A 21,475-nucleotide genomic window follows, 5' to 3' on the forward strand; every position below is an offset into this window, starting at 1 on the left:
GTTAACCCTCCTGCGCCAGAATGCTGACGGTCTGGCCGGGCACCACGCGGTGCGCGCCTGTGGTTACGAAAACGCTGCCCTGCTCGAATGTGCCGCGCACAAAGGCGCGCTGGTCTTCAATATGAAGGATTTCCACGGCAGCCGGTGCCAGCTTGTCCTCGACCACCAGCATCAGTGTCCAGACGCTGCCTTCACCGGATTGCAGCGCATCGACAGGCACCCATGCGCCTTGCGCCGAGATCTCTGATCGCAAAACCAGCGACGCGCTTTGCCCGAACAGCATATTGCCCGGCCCCTCCAGCGCAAACAACGCGGTGCGTGTCCTCGTTACAGGATCAATGTCAGGCCGGATACGCGATAAATATGCGGGCAGAATCTGCTCTCCAAAGGATACTTCCACTGAGTTGAGCTCATCCGCGGCGATGTCGAGCGGCAGGCCGACCCGCAGTTCGGGGGCGGAGGTTTCCATCAATCGAACAATAGGTTGACCGGCCTGAATCGTCTCGGCAGCGTCAACGTTTTGTGCCCCGACCTGCCCATCGAAGGGCGCATAGATCACTGATTTCTCAAGATTGATCTGCACCGATTTCAGTGCGGCATCAATCTCGGCGATGCGGCTGGTCAACTCATCGCGCGCGGCCAATGCATCATCGAGCCCGGCCTGACTGGTGAAACCCTGTCTTTGCAGTTCAATGGCGCGTGTCAAACGGGCCTCTGCCGAACTCAATTGCGCGGCAACCGCCCCACGGGACGCGCTGAGCCGCGTCGCCTCAGCATCAAGCAGATCCGTATCAAGGCGGGCAATTTCCTGCCCCGCTGCGATACTGTCGCCCTCATCGACCGACAGGCTGACGATGCGTCCGCCAAGCTCAAAGGACAGGGACACATCTGCGCGCGCTTCGATCTGCCCCGTAAAGCGGCGTGGCGTGGTATAGCCCTGTTTCATGTCGATTGTTTGAACCTGAACGGGCAGGGGGAGCGCGGCGTCCGGTTCCGGCACAGCGCCCGCTCGGTCGCTCAACAGGCCGACGCCCATAACGACGGCAATGCCTGCAATACCAATGACACTGACGGTCAGGATCATGCGCGCCATTATACTCAGCACCTTCATCGTCCACGTTTGTTTTGTTGTACGGGCCATATGAAATCTCACCTAAGTTAGCACCTCTAACATATGTTAGAGTCTCTTACTTTGACAAGGGTTACGTATTCTGAAAAAGAATGGATCATGGAACAGAGTAAAAATGCCGGAAAACGAGATAGTTATCATCACGGGGATCTCAGGTCTCAGCTGATTGAAGCCACACGCGCCCTTGTCGAGGAAAAAGGACCGGATCATTTTTCGGTGTCCGAGGCGTGTCGTCGTGCCGGTGTGTCCACGGCGGCTCCCTACAAGCATTTCGCTGATAAAAGCGGTATGCTGCGCGCGGTCGCCATGGAAGGAATGGTGCGCCAGCGCGAACAGCTTCTCGCTGAATTGCAGAAATACGAGCCCGGCACTTTGGGACGCATCGTTGGTATGGGCCGGGTCTATGTCAATTTCGCTGTGGCCGAACCGGGTGTTTTTCGCCTGATGTTTGGCCTGTCCGAAGACCACGGGGATCACAGTGATCTCGTCGAGATGGGTGATGACACGTTTTTGGTCGTCAAAAAAGAAGTGGCGCGGTGCCGTGGGGCGGACGAGGTGTCCCCGCAGGACGAGCATCAGGCCTTTCTGTTGTGGAGCTTCGTGCATGGCCTATCTTTTTTAACAATTGACGGCAAGCTGACCGAAAAAAGAGTGACTGTGGATCTGGAGCCTCTCCTTGAGGATATCGCCCGGCGTGTCGTGACCTCGACGATGGGGTGACATCGGTACATGCAGTGCGGATCGGCAAGACCCCGCCGAGTGGTAAAACCTCTTTGATTTCAGCGGATAAACGGTGGACTGCAGGCTTATTCACTGTAAGTGTCGCGCCAAACGAATTTAAGGAGAGTGACCGTGAACAACCGAAGTCAGGCAGCCGTTGAAATTGCGCGGATCGGGGGCGAACTGGCGCTGGAGTATTATCGGCGTCTCGGGTCCCTCGTCATCGAAGACAAAGGCCCGCAGGATTTTGTGTCCGAGGCTGACAAGGCGGTCGAAACGCACATCCGCAACATGATTATTGCCGCTTTCCCGGACGACGGCATTGTCGGCGAAGAAGACGCGCCAAAACCATCATCGACGGGCTATACATGGGTCATTGACCCGATTGACGGGACCACAAATTTCATCTCCGGCATTCCCGCCTGGACAGTCGTCTTGGCTGTCGTGTTCGAAGACAAAACGCAGATCGGTGTGATTTTTGATCCGGTGCATAACGAGATGTTTGTGGCCAATCGCGGCGCGGGGGCCACTCTGAATGGTGCGCCTATGGCCTGTGCGAGCGACGCGCCGATTACCCGTGGGACCGTTGGCACCGGCTATTCAAGCCGGATTTCCGCGCAGGCCTCTGCCGATGTGGTGCTTGCCATTCTGGAAAAGGGTGGCGTTTTTCACCGCAATGCGTCCGGCGCGCTGTCGCTTGCCTATGTGGCGTCGGGTCGGTTGCTTGGCTACATCGAAGAGCACATGAACGCATGGGATTGTTTGGCCGGCCAGTTGTTGATTGCCGAAGCCGGTGGGCAGATCGAAGATCAAAGTGCTAACCAGATGATTGCACAGGGTGGCCGCGTGATCGCTGGTGGGAATGCTGTCTTCGATGACCTGTTGAAAATTGCCGACACCACGTACAAATAGCCCGTCGTGCATGGGGCACGGTCTAAGGGGCCGGTTTCTCGTGTATAATGCAATCAGGGGCCAGTAACGCGTTACGTGTGGTTTCAGCGTTCGGCATATCGTTTTGTTCGACCTTTGCCTGCGCATCCTCACGTGAAAACCCATGATCGTGCCAACGGGTTAGAAGGCGGTTGCGCAAAGCATCGGGTGAGACGGACACATAGACGGCGAAATCCCATAGGGCGCGTAAATCGCGCCAATAGGGGGCGTCCAGAAGCAGGTAGTTGCCTTCGACAATGACGGTGGTCGCGCTGACCTCAGCGATGCCAGCGCCTGCCACGGCGCAATCAAGATGGCGGTCGAAGAGTGGGTAAACGACGTCGTCTTCGTTTTGTAAGCGCTGCAACAAGTGCTGCAGTCCTGCAACATCAAAGGTCTCGGGCGCGCCTTTGCGCGCGATCAACCCGCGTTCCCGCAGTATTCTATTGTCGAGATGAAACCCGTCCATCGGCAGCGCGCAGCTGTTGGGCAGGTGATCTGCCAATGCATGCGCCAGCGTTGATTTCCCACTTGCAGGCGGACCCGCTAAAGCAATCAGCCGCCTTTTGTTGCGAAAGGGCAGCGCCGTGATCCGCGTGGCGAGCGCCTCTACATCCCAGTCAAGCTGCATGGGCTCCGTCCGGCACGGTGGCCCCGGTCATATAGGCCACGGCATCCGACATGGAGTGATCTTTGGGGTCAACAACACAGAGGCGTTTGCCCAGACGGTGCACGTGAATGCGGTCTGCCACCTCAAAGACATGCGGCATGTTGTGACTGATCAGGATGATCGGGATGCCCCGGCTTTTGACGTCCTGAATAAGCTCCAGCACGCGGCGGCTTTCCTTGACGCCAAGGGCGGCGGTCGGCTCGTCCAGAATGATGACCTTGGAACCGAACGCCGCAGCGCGTGCAACCGCCACACCCTGACGTTGTCCACCCGAGAGCGTCTCGACCGCCTGATTGATGTTCTGGATCGTCATCAACCCCAGTTCGGTCAGCTTTTCGCGCGCGATCTCTTCCATCTTTTTGCGGTCAAGCTGGCGTAGCACGCTGCCGCGAAATCCCGGTTTGCGCAGCTCGCGTCCCATGAACATATTATCGGCGATCGACAGGGCAGGTGACATGGCAAGTGTTTGATATACCGTCTCAATCCCTGCATTGCGTGCGTCGATGGGCGAGTTGAACCGGACCTGCGCGCCTTCCAGTTCCACGACGCCTTCATCCGGTGTTACGGCACCTGAGACCGCTTTGATCAACGTGCTTTTGCCCGCGCCATTGTCCCCGATGACGGCCAATATCTCGCCCGGCATCAGGTCAAAATCGCAGTGATCAAGGGCTGTGACCTTGCCGTAGCGTTTGACCAGCCCGCGGCCCTTTAAAATCGGTTCCATTACGCGGCCACCTTTCTGATCCATTGGTCTACCGCAACAGCGGCGATAATCAGCGCGCCAATCAGCAGGAACGTCCATTGCGCATCGGCGCCGAGCAAACGTAACCCAAGGGTGAACACCCCAACAATCAGCGCCCCAAAGAACGTGCCGAGGATCGACCCACGCCCGCCAAAGAGTGAAATACCCCCGATCACCACGGCGGTGATGCTTTCGATGTTCAAAAGCTGTCCCGATGTGGGCGAGACCGAGCCGATCCGCCCGATCAGCGCCCATCCGGCAAAGGCACAGATCAAACCGGCCAGCGCATAGACTGAAATCAGCGTCTTCTTGACGTTCACACCAGACAGGGCGGCGGCTTCGGGATCATCGCCCACCGCATAGACGTGGCGGCCCCAGGCGGTGTGTTTCAAAACATAGGCCAGCACGAGAACGAGGAGGAGCATAAACACAACCCCGAAGGTAAAGATGGCACCGCCAATGTTGAATTTCGTGCCCATCAATTGCAGCAAAGGGGCTTGTTCCGCGATGTCCTGACTTCGGATCGTTTCATTTGCGGAATAAAGGAAGTTGGCCGCCAGCACGATTTGCCACATACCCAGCGTCACAATGAAGGGGGGCAGTTTCATAACGGCAATCAGCCAGCCATTCACAGCACCAATCATCGTGCCAAAGGCCAGACCGCACACAATCGCGACTTCGACGGGCAGTCCATAGCGAAAACTGAATTGTCCCATGACCACGGATGAAATCACCGCGATGGCCCCGACGCTCAGGTCAATACCGGCGGTCAGGATCACGAGGCTTTGCGCGGCGGCAACGATCCCGACGATCTGGACCTGTTGCAGGATCAGTGTCAGCGCGAAGGGGGAAAAGAACTTTGTGCCCAGCAGAACGCCAAAGATGGCAATTGACGCAAGCAAGACAATCAGGGGCACGAGGGCAGGGGTCGTGTGCAGCGCATGATGAAAACGGCTGACAAAGCCCTTGCTGCCCGTATCGAACGAGGCAATCTCATTCGCAGCATCTGCGCTGGCGGCTTCGTAATTGTCGGGTCCGGACATTGTTGGCTCTCCTTTTGAGATGCCGTGACATCTGGTTTAAAACAACCAAGGGGGGCGGGTTAAAACGCGCCCCCCTCTAACGTGAATTGAGATTATTGCGGCTGCAGGATCAACCCCAGCAAAGGTCCATGCCTTCTTTGGTATCGATGCTCTCCACACCATCTACAGGCTGGTCCGTGACAAGTGCGACGCCGGTGTCAAAGAACCCTTTGCCTTCTGTCGCCTCTGGCTTGCTGCCATCCTTGGCCCAGTTGGCAATCGCTTCGATGCCTTTTGAAGCCATCAGCAGCGGATATTGCTGAGACGTTGCACCGATCACCCCGTCCGCCACGTTCTGCACGCCGGGGCAGCCACCATCGACGGAGACGATCAGGACGTCATTTTCCCGGCCAATTGATTTCAAGGCTTCATAGGCCCCCGCTGCCGCAGGTTCATTGATCGTGTAAACCACGTTGATCATCGGGTCCTTGGCGAGCAGATTTTCCATGGCGCGACGTCCGCCTTCTTCGTTCCCGGCCGTCACATCATGGCCAACGATCCGTGGGTCTTCTTCATCGCCCCAGCGGTTCGGGTCTTTGACGTCGATTCCGAAACCGGTCATGAAGCCCTGATCGCGCAGAACACCTACGGATGGTTGGCTCACAGCCAGGTCCAGCATGCCGATTTTCGCCGTTGCAGCGGCATCACCGAGGGACGCAGCCGCCCATTTGCCGATCAACTCACCCGCGAGAAAGTTATCCGTGGCGAATGTCATATCCGCAGAATCGATTGGCTCGAGTGGTGTGTCCAGTGCGATAACCAGCAAGCCCGCATCCCGCGCCTGCTGTACCGCAGGGACAATCGAGGATGTATCGGACGCTGTGAGCAGGATACCGTTCGCGCCGTTGGCAATGCAGGTTTCGATGGCTGCGACCTGCGTTTCATGGTCGCCATCCACTTTACCGGCATAAGAATTCAGCGTGATCCCCAGTTCTTCCGCCTTGGCGGCGGCACCTTCGCGCATTTTAACGAAGAAAGGGTTCGTATCTGTTTTGGTAATCAGGCAGGCGGAAACCGAATGTCCGTCCGCGGCGGCAGTACTTGCAGATGCAATCAGAGCGAGTGCGGTGCCAGCAATAAATCTTTTCATGTGATCCTCCCAAACCATTGTGTGAACACGTTGTGTGACGTGCTTGACGCCGGACGGTGCTCTAATTCGCAGCGCGTGTCAATTAATAAGTAAACTTGATTTATTAACTCCACTCCTGCAGCTTACTTCGGGTAATGCGAGGGAGCGGGATGACCCAGTCACCTGTCATCAGGGCGTTGAATCACGGGGCCAATCAAAAGGGGCTGCGCGATTACAACGAGCGATTGATACTGTCGGTATTGCATCGCCACGGGGATTTGCCAGGCAGCGAGATTGCCCGAAAGACAAAGCTCTCGGCGCAAACAGTCTCCGTTATTCTGCGCAAACTTGAGGGTGACGGTTTGGTCACCAAGGGACGTCCCTCCAAGGGGCGCGTGGGTAAACCATCTGTTCCGATGGCGTTGAATCCAAAGGGTGCAATTTCAGTTGGATGTAAATTGGGTCGACGCGGCAGTGATGTGTTGCTGACCGACCTGAACGGGCAGATCTTGTTCAGAAAACACATCCAGTATGATCTGGCCTTGCCGCATGAGGTGTTCGCGTTCTTCCGGGATGCATTTTTTGATGGGGTGGAACACATCGGCCCGGAACTTGCCGGCAAACTCTGTGGTATTGGGATCGCCGCCCCGTTTGAAATCTGGAAATGGGGCGCTTCGGACGGCAATACGCCCGAGGAGTTTCTGTCGTGGAAAGACGTATCTTTTGAAAGCGAAGTGGCGCAATTCACCGATTTGCCGCTTTACATGGTGAATGACGCGACCAGCGCTTGCTGGGCCGAACAAATCTATGGTCGTGGCAAGGCCATGGACAATTTCGCCTACTTTTTCGTGTCGACTTTCATCGGTGGTGGCATCGTGCTTGGAAATTCGGTCTATGAAGGCAAGCTGGGAAATGCGGGGGCGTTTGGGCCACTTCGGGTTGGTAATAAGGCCGGGCAGACGCGGCAGCTGCTGGATGTGGCCTCCCTTCATGTCCTTGAAACACGCCTGACACAAACGGGCCACGATCCTAAACAGCTCTGGTCGCAGCCTCAGGACTGGGATAAATTCAGCGCGCACGTCGCTCCCTGGATAGATGAGACCGCACATGGCATCGCGCAGGCCTGCATTTCAGCCTGTTCGGTTATCGATTTTGAATCTGTGTTGATCGACGGTTATTTTCCGGACTGGGTGCGCAGCGCGTTGGTTGAGGCTGTCGCGGCCTATGTCGGCAAAGAAGATAGCCGAGGTCTTATTCTTCCGAACATACTTGCGGGGCAGGTCGGTAGCGAGGCGCGCGGCATCGGTGCTGCATGCGTCCCAGTGTTCTCTCAGTATTTTCTGGTTTCAAAACCCATGGTGTCGAACGGCCACTTTTGATTGTGTCGCACGTCACGGTTAACCTATCGCGGTACTGAACGTGAGAAAGCAGGCAATTCATTGCGTATTTTAACAATTCATCCGCAGATTGGGCACATTCTTAACACTTTCCCACCCGATTAGACTAGCATATTAATAAACGTTAAGATCACTGGTAAGGGGAACTTTTGTGCCGTTTCAGCAGAACCGATCAGCAAAAACGATTGAACGCCTCGGCGCGACCGAGAACCGATCGATGGCGCGCAGTGTTGCCCTAGGACGAGATAACGCGAAAGGGTTGTTGCTGGGTTTAGCAGTTGGGGTTGCGCTCGCACTGAGCACTATACCGGTCGCTGCGGCTGGGAATGGAGGCAGCGCGTTTCTCGTTGCTCAGAAGCCGGTGAAAGCGCCGTCCGGGTTTAACGGATTGTGCGCGAGGTATGATTGGGTTTGTTCTACGTCAGGAACGGGCTCTACACTCACATCCAAGCAGTTGGAGCTCGCAAAATCTGTAAATCGAGCCGTAAACAAGGAGGTTCGAGAGATCGAAGACCTGCGCCAATACGGCAAGGAAGAGTATTGGGCATTGCCTTCATATCGTGGCGGAGATTGCGAAGATCTGGTGCTACTGAAAAAGAAAATGCTGGTCGAACGAGGCGTTCCATCCAAATTGCTTTTGATCGCGACCGTTCTTGACCGTAAGTTGAACAGCCATGCAGTTTTGGTATTGCGAACAAAGAGCGGTGATCTGGTGCTCGATAATCTGACCAATAAGGTCAAGCCTTGGAAAGAAACCGGCTATACGTTTCTGAAACTCCAGAACCCCAAGTCGCTAAGCCGCTGGGATGCAGTTCTCGCGGGCGGCGTTATTTCGGACCGGCCGACCGCCTCTCGTTAAAGGTAAGAGTTCACGTTCCGTGATGCAAAAAAAGGGGCACACAAATGTTTGTATTTGTGTGCCCCTTTTTATTTCCAGCGATAAGCGCGCCGGCGTAAATCTGAGTTACCCAGGAAGTCCGCTGCCGTCACCACCACTCGGACCATTACCCGGGTTTCCGGTCTGTCCACCGTTTTGACCATCGGAAGAATCTCCACGATCTCCGGGCGTGCCTGGGCTGGTTGAGATCGTAGCGGTTGGCCGATCTGTGAGCGACAATGCGCTGTCAGGGCAGGACTCAAACATGCGCCGCAAAATGTCATCATAGTCTGCGCGATTGGTAATCCGTTGGACTACATTTGCAGGAATTTTCTCCCAGTTGCACATATCCCATCTGTTGGTCTGCTCTGCGCTTGCCGAAGCCATAGAGGCAAGCAGGAGGGCTGAGGACAAAACGGCGGCTTTTGAGTAAACAGAGATTCTCATTTTAATTACCTTTCGGGTCGTATTTGTGGGTGGGGGGCGTGGTATTGACGATGCGTCAGTTGGAACCATGCCCCATCAAGTGTGTGTGGGCGATCTGAATGTGTCTGCGTTCTCACGGTGAAAACGCTTGGTTTCGGACAGTTACATGAGCAACCGCCTCGCGTTTTATGCGGTTTTTTGTTTGAAGCGCCGTGCCAGCAAAAAGCTGCCAAAACCCGACAACATCAGCCATAGCCCTGCAGGCAACGGAACGGCTGCAACAGAGGCGTAAACGCCTATCGTCGAACTGCCACCTTCACGGTTTACCCACAAACCTGTGGACTGATCGTAGGTGCTGCCAGATGCCTGTCCATTGTGGAGGAAACCCGTTTGGGTGCCGGGCGTGCCTGCATCGTCCAGACGGAAAAATATGTCCATGACCTTAATCCCGCCATCCAGCGCAATGGGAAGATTGAGATTTGACGTATCTATATAAAAGCCGCTGATCTCATCAGGGCTGTTGCCGGTTCTTTCGTTCTTGCTGGTATTTACCGAACCGTCGATAGAATTGTATGTGTTGAAACCAACCTGCACGGAGCGAGATTCACCGCCACCGATTGTGTCGAAGTCCAAGTCCAGTGACAACACGCTGCTCCATCTCCGTCCAGCGAACCAATTGGAATGGTTTACCCATGAAATCGATCCCAGCAGGATTTCGCCTGACTCAGAAACCTTATGGTCGAATGATTGCCCATGCACAGACAGCACACTGGAATCTGACTTATTTACTTTTTTCGCGGTGCTGTTTGGAGTGCCCCAATACAAGGTGTCAGTGTTCTGACCCTCTACTCTTATCGGTGTCGTATGGGTCCCGCGTGGGTCCGATATCGTACCGCTGAAGTCTCCGGAAATTGTGCTTGCGACGGACGACGTCGCGCATAGAGCCGCTGCACAAGCGGCAAACATTACATAACGTACCATATTTAACTCTTTTAAACTATTTACAACTCGACTCACTTAGCCCCCCTTTCATAACACCACAACCCTCCTAATTTCGACGATTTTGAAGCATTTTGATTAATTGTTCGTTTAAAGGGCGTTAACTAATGAAAAATTTACCAATTGTTTTCAAAACGGAAACAAACGTCAACTTTCAGTGAGTCGCTGACCTTGAATCAATGATCTACACATCATTTGTTGCGGTGCGGTTCCTCGAGCGCGCTTAGCCTATCGGGCTGCGATCAGTTGGCACGGCTCTAAAGGTTAGGGTCAAGGCATCGTCCTGACTGGCCCCATCGGGCCTGTCGTGTTTGATGCTGCTATCTTGGTATCATGTACCGCAACAAAGAGGAGACACACGGCAGTGATGCGGGTGGGTTCGGCGCGCGGCTGCGAATAAATTGATCGCAGTATTTACATGAACCGCACGCTGAGAACACTGATCCGCAGCCCTTACCGGACAAATGTGCAGAGTTGATGAGATGTAGGCTGTTGCGCAAACGAGCCCATACATAACTACGCGGTGTATACTGGCGAAAGTTGGGCCTGAAGCCACCGCAAGAAACGGTATTTGATGCGTCCAGACCCGGTCATTGCCTTTCAGAGTATTGCCCCACGGATCGCGGGCGCCGACGGTGTTTACCGAAGCTGATCCGGAATTCCTTTTGGCAAAAAGCGACGTCATTGACGCATGCCTCCCACAATAGTAAACGACGTCAAAAGCCGGGCAGGCGTGTATTCTGATGCGAGCACGAACGGCCTTGGCAAACGCAGTGATCTTTTCGGCATGTCTTGCTGCGCATGCGTATCAACAGGGTAGGCTGTTAGCCTGTCTGCTTCCTCTTTTCTTGCGCCCGTTTACCTTTAATCAGGAAGTCTGTTGTTTGCCGTGCGTCTACAGGTTTGCTGTAAAGATAGCCTTGAACTTCATCGCAGTTCTGCTTGCGCAGGAACGTCTCATGTGCGTGCTTTTCTACGCCCTCAGCTATGACTTCAAAACCGAGGCTGTGACAAAGGCGTATCAAGCCGCTTGTCAATCGCGTATTGGCCGGGTTTTTATGCAAATCTGTTATAAACCGTTGATCGACTTTGACCCTGTCCAATGGAAATTGCATCAAAGAACTGAGGGATGCAAATCCAGTCCCAAAATCGTCAAACGCAATTGTTATGCCCAATTCGCGAATGGCCTCCAGGACAGAGGTGATTTTCTCCACGTTCCCCAAGGCGACACGCTCGGTCACCTCCACTTCGATCATCGTGGCAGCGGTTCCATGCCGGGTCATCGCATCGTCTAGAACCTTGGGCAGGTTATCCCCGTAAAGCTGGCTGGCAGACACATTGATCCCGACGCGTACCGGTGTGCCGAGATCCTGCCATATCCGCGCTTGTTTGCAGGCAAGATCGATCACCTGCTGACCGGCTGGAATGTCAAAAGCGGATGTTTCAAGCGCATTCAGGAACTGGTTGGGATACAGCAACCCTCGTTCAGGGTGATTCCAACGAAGCAGACTCTCGACGCCGACAATAGTATCGTTTGAAAGCCGCATTTGAGGCTGAAAATGCAGCTCGAACTCGTTATTCTGCAATGCCCGTTCAAACTGCGCCGTGAGAGTTATGCGACTGTCGTTTTCCTTGCGCATGCTTGGGTCATAAACGACGTGCCGACGCCGTCCTTGGAGCTTGGCCGTGCGCAGCGCCAAATCCGCATCGACCATGATCCGATCGCATTCGTGTTCCTGAGGGCCCACAAGCTTTATGCCAATCGACAGCTCAACGTGCAGGTTATGCCCATCAATCTCGAACGGCCGTGTCATGGCCTGCAAGATGCAATCGGCCGAGCGCACTGTTTCCTCGTTCGTGCCCTCGATTAAGAGCGCAAACTCGTCTCCTCCCAAACGCGCTGCCAGCGATGTTTTCACCGAACAGTTCACAATTCGTTTTGCGATATCGATTAGCAGACGATCACCGACCGCATGTCCGAGCGCGTCGTTTATGTCCTTGAAGCGGTCTACATCAAACAGCAAAATGCCAGTGGGTGGCACCTTGTCCGCGTTCAGTCGATCGCGCAGCGCGGTGTTCCAACAGCGGCGGTTGGCAAGGCCTGTAAGCGGGTCCGAATTGGCCAACCGCTCCGCCTCAAGTCGGGACTGCTCCTGCTCCGTGACATTCTGTGTTGCACCCCGATAGCCCAGAAACGTGCCGTCCTTGTCGAAAACAGGGCGGCCGCTCACGGAAAAATGCATGAGCTTTCCGTCAAATTCCTTGGCATAACGCAAGTCGCGAAAGGGCTTTCGGGCGTCCAGCAGTTGCAGGTGAGATCGCCATGGTTCGCGGGTCGTATCCACGTTCAGGATGTCCCATCTTTTGTGCCCCACCATGCTTTCAAGCCCAGCATCCCAAGGATTGGCGCTCGCGGACACGCCAAGCATTGTTTCGGAGGACAACCGGGTAAATCGATGCTCGACATCCGTTTCCCAGAAAATATCCAGCGATGCGGTCGTGAAATCCTCCATCTTGCTTTTTGCCTCCAAACTCGCCTGGTGGCTCGCACGGCCTTCCATCAGGTCCACAACAAGAACCGCCAGTTTCGCAAGGAGTGCGCGGTCTTCCTGTCCAAAATCGAGATGCGGAACCCCATCAACCAGACATAACGTCCCTACGACGAAACCATCCGTCGTGCGCAACGGCGCGCCTGCATAAAAGCGAATGCCGTCGGGCGCTTTTACAAGTTCGTTATTCGCGAACCGAATATCTTTGGTTGCATCAGGGATGACCATCACATCGTTCTGGCGCACGGCGTACGTGCAGAACGAAACATCAAGGTTCGTCTCACACAAATCCAATCCGACCTTTGCCTTGAACCACTGTCGGTTCAGGTCGATTAAGGAAACAAGAACAATAGGGACCGAAAACACACGTGAGGCGATTTCAACTATATGATCGAAGGCAGCTTCGGGGGCGCTATCGAGGATCTTGAACCGCTGTAGCGCCGATACATTTTCAAGATGAAATGCGCGGTTGGGATCAAGGTGGATCGGGACATTGTTCTCAGGTGTCATATGCACTGGCCTCGTGTCGACAGACCACAGGACGCATTCCACACTGGACCCCATTCAAGGGATGATACGATATACGTCGTGCTGATCTGTGAACTCATGAGTTTCCCCTCTGCTCCGGCCAGAAGATTTCCCATCAAAGCTCTAATTTTCTCTGAAATTCCCGTAGTGAAAAGGCATTTGATCGCGTGCTTTTACATCAAATCGGAGTCAACTGACTGGAGGTGTCACGCTGTGCTTCGCCGTCTGAAATTATCAAAGCGGTCAGGTGAAATTCCCCGCCCGACATATGCAGCGTTTGAAAGAAATCACCGTAGTTGGCCGGTGTTTCGTTGCCGGCTTTCACAGGCCCCTGTCCCCGCATTGATCATGTTTGGGTTTGTCATCTTCAGCCTCAGACGGGCAGGCGGGCCCGTCAAATCAGCGTTTGCGGGCGCGTCTTGCAGCGTAGCGACGGTCGCGCTCTGCCTTACGCTCGGCCTCGAGCGCTGCAAATTCCTCAAGTTCTTTTTCTGCGGCCTTGGCACGCTCCGCCGCAAGCGCCGCTTCGCGCTCTACCGATTGCGCGGCCTCCCGCTCGGCATCCGCGGCTTGTTGCAGCGCGAGAGCCTCTTGTTCCTGACGCAGCTTTTCTGCATCGGCCTTGCGTTCTGCCTCGCGCGCCACAGCCAATTCGTCTCTCTCAGCCAGCTTTGCCAGCCTCTCCGGGTCGCTTGCAGCAGCCTTGAACCGTTTAAGCAGGTCCTTTTTTGCTTCGGATGCATTTTTCAAGCGTCCGTCAAAGCGATCGCGATTGGAGTTTTTCATATTTTCTCAGCTCACATTGGTGTGGTTCAAGGGGGTGTCGGCGTTGCCAGCCGCATTGGCACTCCAAACACCGTGCCAGTTAACGCACCGATCTATGTGTAGCAATAGGCAAGCGTGCTCTCTTTTCGCCAGCCTACTGGCAGTTTGTGAACTGCCCGCATCCCTTACGGGTCTGCTTGAGAGGGCATCGAACGTTTCGGCGGCGGGGCCACGGGCCATCACGCCGTGTATCGATATGAACCCTGTGTCAGGCTATTCCGCCAGATGGCAGGCCACACGGGTATTGTTCAGTGTCCGCATGGCAGGGCGTTGCGTTTTGCAGATGTCGGTGGCAATCGGGCACCGCGGGTGAAAGGCACATCCGGCCGGTGGGTTGATGGGGTCCGGTATTTCGCCCTCGGGCAGGGCGGCCTCGCGACCAAAGGCGGTCATGCTTGGCGCGGCTGCGAGCAGCATTTGCGTATAGGGATGTTTCGGGTTGGCAAACAGATCCTCCGGGCTGGCTTCTTCGACGAGGCGGCCGAGGTAGAGCACACCGATGCGATCCGCCATATGCTGCACAACCGTCAGATCATGGCTGATCAGCACGTAAGTCAGGCCGAAATTATCCTTGAGATCGCTCATCAGGTTCAGAACCTGCGCCTGAACGGAGACATCAAGTGCGGATGTCGGCTCATCGCAGACGATCAGTTTGGGTTCGGATGACAAGGCCCGTGCGATGCATATCCGCTGGCGTTGACCACCTGAGAACTCATGGGGGAATTTGCCCGCATCCAGAGCGGACAGGCCCACTTGTTCGAGCAGTTTTTCCGCCAGACCGTCCGCGTTACCCCCCCGTGCCACCACAGGTTCCACAATGATGTCGCGCACGCGCCAGCGCGGGTTGAGCGAGGCGAATGGGTCCTGGAAAATCATCTGAATGTCAGAGCGGATCACATCGATCTTGCCCGCGTCCGTTTCACTGGCAAGGTTGACGCCGTTGATCTCGACCGTGCCGGCGGTGGGGGTCAAAAGCCCGACCAGCATGCGCCCGATGGTGGACTTGCCGGACCCGCTTTCGCCGACCAGCGCGTAGGTGCTGCGTGCTGCGACTTCGAAATCCACCTCCGAGACGGCCGTCAGCAGGGATTTGGGACGCCGTTCCAGCACGCGGTTCAACCAAGGCTTTGAGACGTCAAAGACGCGGGTGAGGGATTTGACGGAAATCAGGGACATCAGGATACCTTTTGTGCGGCCATCGGGAACCAGCACGCCGCAGCACCATCCGTGATCTGCGGCCTTGGGGCGGCGCTGCATTTGGCTTGCGCATAGGCGCAACGGGGATGAAACGCACAGCCCTCGGGGACTTTGTTCAGCCGGGGCATCGCGCCTTCGATCTGGTGCAATCGGGCCTTGCCCTGTGAGGCAAGCGGGGTCGAGGCCATCAGGCCAAAGGTATAAGGATGGCGGGGGGCAGTGAGGACATCGCGCACGCTGCCCAGTTCCGCAAGCCGACCCGCGTACATGACGGCCACACGGTCGGCGGCTTCGGCAATCACGCCCATATCATGGGTGATCAGCATCACGGCCGTGCCACGTTCACGACAGAGCCGCTTGAGAAGGGCGATGATTTGCGCCTGCACGGAGACATCGAGCGCGGTCGTGGGCTCATCCGCGATGATCAGGGACGGCTCGGCACATAGAGCCAAGGCGATCACCACGCGCTGGCGCATACCACCGCTGAATTCATGCGGATAGCTGTCGATGCGTTCGGCGGCCCCGGGGATGCCGACCTCTTCCAATGCCGCAACCGCGCGCTTGTGTGCCTCGCTGCGGCTCACATCGAGGTGGGTCAATATGGTTTCGGTCAGCTGATCGCCGATGCTGAGCAGGGGGTTCAAAGAGGTGAGGGGGTCCTGAAACACCATGCCGATCTGCTTGCCGCGCAACCGGCGCATCTCTTCGCCTTCAAGACCATCAATGCGGGTGCCATTCAGCCAGATCTCACCGGCTGCCACATGCGCAGGCGGCGTCAGCAGACCAATCACGGCATTCCCCGCCATGGATTTTCCAGCACCACTTTCACCCACAACGCCGAGGATTTCGCCAGCATGGATGTCATAGCTGACACCGTCCACCGGTTTGACCGTTCCGCTGCGGTTGGGGATTTCGACCGACAATCCCCGGATCGACAAGACAGCATCCGACATCAGCGTAACCTCGGGTTCAGCGCATCGCGCAGCCAGTCGCCCAGCAGGTTGACACTGAGCGCGAGTGCCAGAAGCGTCACCGCAGGGAAGAGCAAAATCCACCACTCACCCGAGAACAGGAACCCCTGACCAATGCGGATCAGCGTCCCCAGCGAGGGTTGTGTGGCGGGTGCGCCCACGCCCAGAAAACTCAGCGTGGCCTCGGCGATAATCGCAAGCGCCAGCGTGATTGTGGCGATCACCAGAACGGGCGACAGGACATTGGGCAGGATGTGCCGCAGCATGATGGCAAAAGGCGTGCGGCCAATAAGACGGGCTGCTTCGACGTATTCCTTGCGCTTTTCCACCATCGTGGCACCGCGCACGACGCGCGCAAACTGCACCCACTCCCCCAGCCCGATGGCGAGGATCAGCACCCAGATGGCCATCTGGTCGCGATATTCAACCGGTGTGATCCCCTTGGCGACGCCGAAAATCAGCATGGCCACGAGGATCGAGGGAAAGGTCAGCTGCACATCAGCCGTGCGCATGATGATGGTTTCCGTCCAGCCGCCCACATAGCCGGAAATCAACCCCAGCGTGATGCCCAGCACCATCGCCAGCAACACCGCGGCGACACCTACGAACAAAGACACACGCATCCCGTAAAGAATGGTCGAAAACACATCCCGCCCCTGATCATCGGTGCCCAGCAAAAAGCTCTCTCCGGTAAAGGCATTCGGGGTCATCGGCCCGGTGAAACCATTCATCAGGTTGAGGGACGAAGGATCGAACGGGTTGGTCGGGGCAATCAGCGGGGCAAAAACAGCTGAGAGCACAAGGAGGCCGAATACGATTGAAGAGACCACGGCAACAGGCGATTTCTTGAACATGTAGAAAACGTCGCTGTCGAGGAAAACCCGCAGGCGCGATTGCTCTGCCGCCTTTATTGGCAAATCAGTCATCAGTGCCCTCCCGCACGGTCAACCCGCAGGCGCGGGTCGATAAAGAAATAAAGGATATCCACGATCAGGTTGATCGCGACAAACATGACTGAAATCAGCATGAGGTATGCGGCCATAACGGGGATATCGACAAATTGCACAGCGTTGATGAACAACAGACCGACGCCCGGCCATTGGAACACCGTTTCCGTGATGATGGCGAATGCGATGATCGCGCCGAGCTGCAGACCGATCACGGTGATTACGGGCACCATCGTATTTTTCAGCGCATGGCGGAAATTGATCGCCCGTTCGCGCAGGCCCCGCGCGCGGGCAAAGCGGATGTAGTCCTGGCGCAGCACCTCCAGCATCTCGGATCGCACCAGTCGCATGATCAGCGTCATCTGATAAAGACCCAGCGTGATGGAGGGCAGGATCAGCGCCTTGAGGCCGGAACTCGTGAGCAGCCCCGTGGACCAATTGCCGATCTGCACGACCTCCCCGCGCCCGAAACTGGGCAGCCATCCTAGTTCAACAGAAAAGATATAGATCAGCAGGATACCGATCAGAAACGTCGGCAGGGAGACACCGATCAGCGAGGCGGACATGATGAAATTGGCCGTGAACCCCTTGCGCCGGATCGCCGTGAACACCCCGAAGGCGATGCCGAAAGCGATGGCAAGGATGCCGGACACGGCGGCAAGCTCAAGCGTGGCGGGCGCGCGTTCGAGCAGGATTTCCGCCACGGGCCGTCCCTGACGATAGCTGACACCAAAGTTGCCCTGCGCCGCCTCCTGCAGGAACCTGTAATATTGAACGGGAAACGACTGATCGAGGCCCAGTTGTTCACGCAGCCGTTCGATATCCATCGCCGTGCGTTCCTGACCCAGCATGTTGTCAATCGGATCGCCGATAAAGCGAAACATCGAAAAAGCCGTCAGCCCCACGATCAGCAAGACAAGCGCGGATTGCAGGACACGCCGGATGATAAAGGCAAGCATGATGGTGACTATCCCAATTGCCGCCGGGCCTGATCGCCCCGCAGATGTTCCTAGTTAACGCTGACCCAGCGCAGAATAAAGAAGTTGTCAGGCCGTTGCACCAGATCGATATGCGCACGGGCCCCCCAAACGAGCGGCTGCACATAAAGTGGCACATAGGCCGTGTCCCGCTGCAGGATCTGCGCCACCTCATCCAGCATCGCCTGACGCGCAGGCTCGTCAATTTCCGACTGGATCATTGGCAGCAATTCATCGACGCGCGCGTTGGAATAGCCGCCGAAATTCCAACTGCCCAGACGCTTTTCCTCATTCGGGGTCGCGGTCAGAAAGCGGATCGGGTGTTCAGCATCAAAGGTGCCGGGCGACCAGCCCAACAGATACATGTCGTAATTGTCCGCGCGCAATTCGGGCCAATAGTTCTGCACGGGCATCGCATCGAGCGTGGCGCGCATGCCGACCTGTGCCAGCATGGCCGTGATCGCCTGACAGACCGCTTCGTCATTCAGATAGCGGTCATTGGGGCATTTGAACCCGAATGAAAACCCATCCGGATATCCGGCTTCGGCCAACAGGGCACGCGCGGCATCGGGGTCATAGGGGGGCTGCGCGGCCAGCGCATCAGAATAGCCGCGCATGGCGGGGCTGACCAATTGGTTCACCGCTTCGGCGTTGCTGCGCATCGTTGTTTGCAGGATCGCGGGCACGTTGATGGCATGGGCCACGGCGCGGCGCACGCGCGGGTCGGTGAAGGGATTGGCGTCCGTTGTCTCAGCAGAATATTTCAACGTTTCTGCCTCATGCGGAAAGCCTAACATGATCACACGCGCCTCGATGCCCTGGATCACCTTGATATTGGTGTCCTGCTGCAAGCGCGCGACATCCTGCACCGGCACCGGGTTGATGAAATCGACATCCCCCGACAGCAATGCCGCGATGGCGGTGGCGGGGTTCTGGATGGGCGTAAACTCTGCCCGGGTGATGTTATGGGTCGCCGCACCCCACCAGCCTGCGTGCGGTTCAAGCACGGTGCGCAGGCCCGGTTCACGGCTCGTGATCGCAAAGGCCCCGGTGCCATTGGCGTGCAGCGTGGCATGGTTGCCGCGTTCCTTGTCCGGGCGGTTGGCATCGTTTGCCATAGCCCAGTCGCTATCCATGATCATCCAGTTTGCGATGCTGTCGGGAAAGATCGGATTGGGCGCGGTGGTCATGAAATCAACCGTGAAATCATCGACAAGGATCACATCCGAGACCGGCGCGAACCAACTGCTGGTATCCGCCGCATCGCTGGCGGCGCGCTCATAGGAAAACAGCACGTCCTGTGCGGTGAATTCAGCCCCATCCTGAAAGGTAACATCGCGGCGCAGGTTGAAACGCCAGCCCTCACCATCGCCAATCGCTTCCCAGCTTATGGCGAGTGCGGGTTCGATGGCCATGTCCTGACCGCGCCGTACAAGACCTTCGTAGACGTTGTTGAGAAACCCCAGAACCGGCGCGGAATTGACCGCATGCGGGTCCATGGTTTGCGGGTCTGTCGTGCTGGCCCACGTAAATTCAGCTGCCTGCGCAACAGGTGCCAGAACAGCGAAGAGGGCGGCAAAGCTTAAACTGCGTAACATTCTATCCCTAAAGCGGGCCAAAGCGGTGGCCTGCGCTGAAGCAAACAAACAGCGGCGCGCCCAAGGGCAGGGCGCGCCGCGTTTCGCTTAGTTCATGGTGAAGTATTTCACCTTCGGCTGATCTTCAGGATCAACCTCAATGCCGACGTTTTCTGCCATACCCCAGTTCAGAACCTGGTGATGGATCGGGATATAAAGCTGCTCATCCTGAACGACCCGCCAGATTTTGGCGATATCCTCATTGCGAGCTTCCAGATCGGTGTTGGAGGCCAGCGACTTGATCATGGTATCCAGTTCCGCATTGGCGAAACCCGTTCCGTTCCATGTGCCGATTTCAGATTCGCGGGAGTGCACAAGGAAATTAAATACATACTCGGAATCATATGTCGGCACGCCCCAGCCCAACATGTAAAAGTCGGTCTTGCCATCGGTGATCAGCGGGAAATGCTGCGCCTTTGGTTTGGCATCAAGGTTTACCGTGACGCCGATCTGACCCAGCATCCCGACCGCCGCCTGACAGATGCCTTCGTCGTTGACATAGCGGTCATTCGGGCAATCCAGCCGGATCGAGAAGCCATCGGCATATCCGGCCTCGGCCATCAATGCCTTAGCGCCTTCAATATCCGTTGTGGATTCCGCGTCCATGTCCGCCGTCCAGCCATTGACGAAGGGTGGCGCAATCATGCCAGCCGGCGCGCTTTGCCCGCGCATCACGACCTGACGGATTGCATCGCGGTTGATCGCCATCGACATGGCCTTGCGCACCCGCACATCGGCCAGAGGGTTCGCGCCGTCGATGCTATCCGCCTCGATGTCATCCGCACCTTGGTTCATCCCAAAGAAGATGACTCGGTTTTGCGGTGCTTGTTTGACCACCAGCCCATCCACGTCATTCACGCGCACGAGGTCCTGCACCGGCATGTCCTGCAGGAAATCAATTTCACCCGAAAGCATCGCAGCCACGCGGGTTGCCGCGTTCTGGATCGGCGTATAGACGATTTCCGTTACTTCCATCGGGAACTGATCGATGCCCCAATAGGCGTCATTGCGTGTCATCACGGTTTTCACGTCCGGCTCGCGGCTGGTCAGCACGTAGGGCCCGGTGCCGTTGACGTTGGTGGTCGCAAAAGTGATCTCGCCACCCTCGAAATCCTGCACGTTGACGGTGTTGTTTGCCTCGGTCCAGTCCTTGTCCATGATGAACAGGTTGGTCAGGTTCGACGGCAAAATCGGGTTCGGCCCGTCGGTCACGATCTCGACGGTGAAATCGTCAACGGCGCGCACTTCGGTAATCGAACCGATCAGTTCCTTCATGTCGGAATTGGGTTGCTTTGCCCGTTCAAAGCTGAATACCACGTCTTCGGCGGTAAAGGCCGCACCATCGTGAAAACTCACGCCCTCGCGCAGGTTGAACACCCATACATTCGGGTCATCGGCCTTGGGCGCCCAGTTCGTGGCCAATGCAGGCTCAAACGCGCCGGTGACGTCGCGGATGATCAGCGGTTCATACATCTGATGGCGGATCGTGTGGGTCGGCCCTTCGTTCTGGGCGTGCGGATCAAGCGTCAGCGCATCGCCGGAGCGCGCCCACCGCAGTGTCTCTGCGCTGAGTGGTGCTGCGGTTGTCAGCAGCAGCGCGCCGATCATGGTTGCTATTGTCGGTTTCATTCAGAATCCCCGTGTTTGTTATTTTTACGCTGCAACCTTGGGCTATTTTCTGCCAATGGCAAGAGCCTGACCGGATTTCACGACCCAAATTCACCATTCGCAAAACCTGTGCTCATTGGCTACCCGCCAATGGCTTGGGCCGCTGGACCGGGTCGGGCCATCCGTGCGTATTCT

Annotated in this window: 19 protein-coding genes; 4 read left to right on the forward strand and 15 right to left on the reverse strand. The window is 56.5% G+C overall.

The annotated features are described in order from the left end of the window. Position 1: 1 nt before the first annotated feature. Positions 2–1,141: an efflux RND transporter periplasmic adaptor subunit gene (locus K5Q35_RS01395; RefSeq protein WP_220798165.1), complete on the reverse strand. Its 1,140-nt coding sequence runs from the start codon at positions 1,139–1,141 to the stop codon at positions 2–4. An 87-nt stretch (positions 1,142–1,228) separates the two neighbouring features. Here K5Q35_RS01395 and K5Q35_RS01400 point away from each other — a divergent pair, with 87 nt between their 5' ends. Next, positions 1,229–1,849: a TetR/AcrR family transcriptional regulator gene (locus K5Q35_RS01400; RefSeq protein ID WP_013961280.1), complete on the forward strand. Its 621-nt coding sequence runs from the start codon at positions 1,229–1,231 to the stop codon at positions 1,847–1,849. A gap of 132 nt (positions 1,850–1,981) precedes the next feature. Further along, the gene (locus tag K5Q35_RS01405; protein ID WP_013961281.1) at positions 1,982–2,761 is read left to right on the forward strand and encodes an inositol monophosphatase; all 780 of its coding nucleotides are present in this window, start codon (positions 1,982–1,984) and stop codon (positions 2,759–2,761) included. A gap of 22 nt (positions 2,762–2,783) precedes the next feature. Here the strand turns inward: K5Q35_RS01405 and K5Q35_RS01410 are convergent, their stop codons facing one another. The 4 genes from K5Q35_RS01410 to K5Q35_RS01425 form a co-directional block, all read right to left on the reverse strand. Further along, positions 2,784–3,410, reverse strand: coding sequence for an AAA family ATPase (locus tag K5Q35_RS01410; protein WP_220798166.1), 627 nt, complete (start codon positions 3,408–3,410; stop codon positions 2,784–2,786). Further along, on the reverse strand, positions 3,400–4,173 hold the full coding sequence (locus K5Q35_RS01415) for an ATP-binding cassette domain-containing protein (RefSeq protein ID WP_013961283.1): 774 nt from the start codon (positions 4,171–4,173) through the stop codon (positions 3,400–3,402). Before K5Q35_RS01415 ends, K5Q35_RS01410 begins: the two co-directional genes overlap by 11 nt. Beyond that, the gene (locus K5Q35_RS01420; RefSeq protein WP_013961284.1) at positions 4,173–5,234 is read right to left on the reverse strand and encodes an ABC transporter permease; all 1,062 of its coding nucleotides are present in this window, start codon (positions 5,232–5,234) and stop codon (positions 4,173–4,175) included. Before K5Q35_RS01420 ends, K5Q35_RS01415 begins: the two co-directional genes overlap by 1 nt. Before the next feature lie 109 nt (positions 5,235–5,343). Continuing rightward, the gene (locus K5Q35_RS01425) at positions 5,344–6,363 is read right to left on the reverse strand and encodes a sugar ABC transporter substrate-binding protein (protein ID WP_013961285.1); all 1,020 of its coding nucleotides are present in this window, start codon (positions 6,361–6,363) and stop codon (positions 5,344–5,346) included. A gap of 149 nt (positions 6,364–6,512) precedes the next feature. Here K5Q35_RS01425 and K5Q35_RS01430 point away from each other — a divergent pair, with 149 nt between their 5' ends. Beyond that, the gene (locus K5Q35_RS01430; RefSeq protein WP_220798167.1) at positions 6,513–7,721 is read left to right on the forward strand and encodes an ROK family transcriptional regulator; all 1,209 of its coding nucleotides are present in this window, start codon (positions 6,513–6,515) and stop codon (positions 7,719–7,721) included. Positions 7,722–7,890: 169 nt separating this feature from the next. After that, entirely contained in the window at positions 7,891–8,598 is a 708-nt protein-coding gene (locus K5Q35_RS01435) for a transglutaminase-like cysteine peptidase (RefSeq protein WP_259650430.1), read from the forward strand. 630 nt (positions 8,599–9,228) lie between these two features. On the opposite strand, the gene K5Q35_RS01440 is transcribed toward K5Q35_RS01435, so the two are convergent. From K5Q35_RS01440 to K5Q35_RS01485, 10 genes are all read right to left on the reverse strand, one after another. Continuing rightward, entirely contained in the window at positions 9,229–10,023 is a 795-nt protein-coding gene (locus K5Q35_RS01440) for a choice-of-anchor K domain-containing protein (protein WP_220798168.1), read from the reverse strand. 842 nt (positions 10,024–10,865) lie between these two features. Beyond that, complete coding sequence (locus K5Q35_RS01445) at positions 10,866–13,100, reverse strand: bifunctional diguanylate cyclase/phosphodiesterase (RefSeq protein WP_220798169.1); 2,235 nt, start codon at positions 13,098–13,100, stop codon at positions 10,866–10,868. A 196-nt stretch (positions 13,101–13,296) separates the two neighbouring features. Next, complete coding sequence (locus tag K5Q35_RS01450; RefSeq protein WP_220798170.1) at positions 13,297–13,443, reverse strand: hypothetical protein; 147 nt, start codon at positions 13,441–13,443, stop codon at positions 13,297–13,299. A 74-nt stretch (positions 13,444–13,517) separates the two neighbouring features. Further along, positions 13,518–13,904 carry a DUF6481 family protein gene (locus tag K5Q35_RS01455; RefSeq protein ID WP_220798171.1) on the reverse strand — a complete coding sequence of 129 codons (387 nt, stop codon included), beginning with the start codon at positions 13,902–13,904 and terminating at the stop codon, positions 13,518–13,520. Between the two features lie 252 nt (positions 13,905–14,156). After that, positions 14,157–15,119: an ABC transporter ATP-binding protein gene (locus K5Q35_RS01460; protein ID WP_013961293.1), complete on the reverse strand. Its 963-nt coding sequence runs from the start codon at positions 15,117–15,119 to the stop codon at positions 14,157–14,159. Beyond that, positions 15,119–16,093 carry an ABC transporter ATP-binding protein gene (locus K5Q35_RS01465; protein ID WP_220798172.1) on the reverse strand — a complete coding sequence of 325 codons (975 nt, stop codon included), beginning with the start codon at positions 16,091–16,093 and terminating at the stop codon, positions 15,119–15,121. Before K5Q35_RS01465 ends, K5Q35_RS01460 begins: the two co-directional genes overlap by 1 nt. Then, positions 16,093–17,037: an ABC transporter permease gene (locus K5Q35_RS01470; RefSeq protein ID WP_013961295.1), complete on the reverse strand. Its 945-nt coding sequence runs from the start codon at positions 17,035–17,037 to the stop codon at positions 16,093–16,095. The genes K5Q35_RS01465 and K5Q35_RS01470 overlap by 1 nt, the downstream gene beginning before the upstream one ends. Then, complete coding sequence (locus K5Q35_RS01475; protein ID WP_013961296.1) at positions 17,037–18,017, reverse strand: ABC transporter permease; 981 nt, start codon at positions 18,015–18,017, stop codon at positions 17,037–17,039. Before K5Q35_RS01475 ends, K5Q35_RS01470 begins: the two co-directional genes overlap by 1 nt. Positions 18,018–18,067: 50 nt before the next feature. Further along, on the reverse strand, positions 18,068–19,633 hold the full coding sequence (locus K5Q35_RS01480) for an ABC transporter substrate-binding protein (protein ID WP_220798173.1): 1,566 nt from the start codon (positions 19,631–19,633) through the stop codon (positions 18,068–18,070). Positions 19,634–19,720: 87 nt separating this feature from the next. Continuing rightward, positions 19,721–21,301: an ABC transporter substrate-binding protein gene (locus tag K5Q35_RS01485; RefSeq protein WP_220798174.1), complete on the reverse strand. Its 1,581-nt coding sequence runs from the start codon at positions 21,299–21,301 to the stop codon at positions 19,721–19,723. Positions 21,302–21,475: the final 174 nt, after the last annotated feature.

This window comes from Roseobacter sp. OBYS 0001 (assembly GCF_019654895.1).
Lineage (GTDB): Bacteria > Pseudomonadota > Alphaproteobacteria > Rhodobacterales > Rhodobacteraceae > Roseobacter > Roseobacter litoralis.

Excerpts from the sequence above, each read along its gene's own strand:
- K5Q35_RS01470 (WP_013961295.1), bottom strand. The coding sequence starts at position 17,037 with ATGACTGATTTGCCAATAAAGGCGGCAGAGCAATCGCGCCTGCGGGTT.
- K5Q35_RS01480 (WP_220798173.1), bottom strand. The coding sequence starts at position 19,633 with ATGTTACGCAGTTTAAGCTTTGCCGCCCTCTTCGCTGTTCTGGCACCT.
- K5Q35_RS01460 (WP_013961293.1), bottom strand. The coding sequence starts at position 15,119 with ATGTCCCTGATTTCCGTCAAATCCCTCACCCGCGTCTTTGACGTCTCA.
- K5Q35_RS01410 (WP_220798166.1), bottom strand. The coding sequence starts at position 3,410 with ATGCAGCTTGACTGGGATGTAGAGGCGCTCGCCACGCGGATCACGGCG.
- K5Q35_RS01485 (WP_220798174.1), bottom strand. The coding sequence starts at position 21,301 with ATGAAACCGACAATAGCAACCATGATCGGCGCGCTGCTGCTGACAACC.
- K5Q35_RS01425 (WP_013961285.1), bottom strand. The coding sequence starts at position 6,363 with ATGAAAAGATTTATTGCTGGCACCGCACTCGCTCTGATTGCATCTGCA.
- K5Q35_RS01395 (WP_220798165.1), bottom strand. The coding sequence starts at position 1,141 with ATGGCCCGTACAACAAAACAAACGTGGACGATGAAGGTGCTGAGTATA.
- K5Q35_RS01415 (WP_013961283.1), bottom strand. The coding sequence starts at position 4,173 with ATGGAACCGATTTTAAAGGGCCGCGGGCTGGTCAAACGCTACGGCAAG.
- K5Q35_RS01465 (WP_220798172.1), bottom strand. The coding sequence starts at position 16,093 with ATGTCGGATGCTGTCTTGTCGATCCGGGGATTGTCGGTCGAAATCCCC.
- K5Q35_RS01430 (WP_220798167.1), top strand. The coding sequence starts at position 6,513 with ATGACCCAGTCACCTGTCATCAGGGCGTTGAATCACGGGGCCAATCAA.
- K5Q35_RS01475 (WP_013961296.1), bottom strand. The coding sequence starts at position 18,017 with ATGCTTGCCTTTATCATCCGGCGTGTCCTGCAATCCGCGCTTGTCTTG.
- K5Q35_RS01445 (WP_220798169.1), bottom strand. The coding sequence starts at position 13,100 with ATGACACCTGAGAACAATGTCCCGATCCACCTTGATCCCAACCGCGCA.
- K5Q35_RS01440 (WP_220798168.1), bottom strand. The coding sequence starts at position 10,023 with ATGGTACGTTATGTAATGTTTGCCGCTTGTGCAGCGGCTCTATGCGCG.
- K5Q35_RS01420 (WP_013961284.1), bottom strand. The coding sequence starts at position 5,234 with ATGTCCGGACCCGACAATTACGAAGCCGCCAGCGCAGATGCTGCGAAT.
- K5Q35_RS01400 (WP_013961280.1), top strand. The coding sequence starts at position 1,229 with ATGGAACAGAGTAAAAATGCCGGAAAACGAGATAGTTATCATCACGGG.
- K5Q35_RS01455 (WP_220798171.1), bottom strand. The coding sequence starts at position 13,904 with ATGAAAAACTCCAATCGCGATCGCTTTGACGGACGCTTGAAAAATGCA.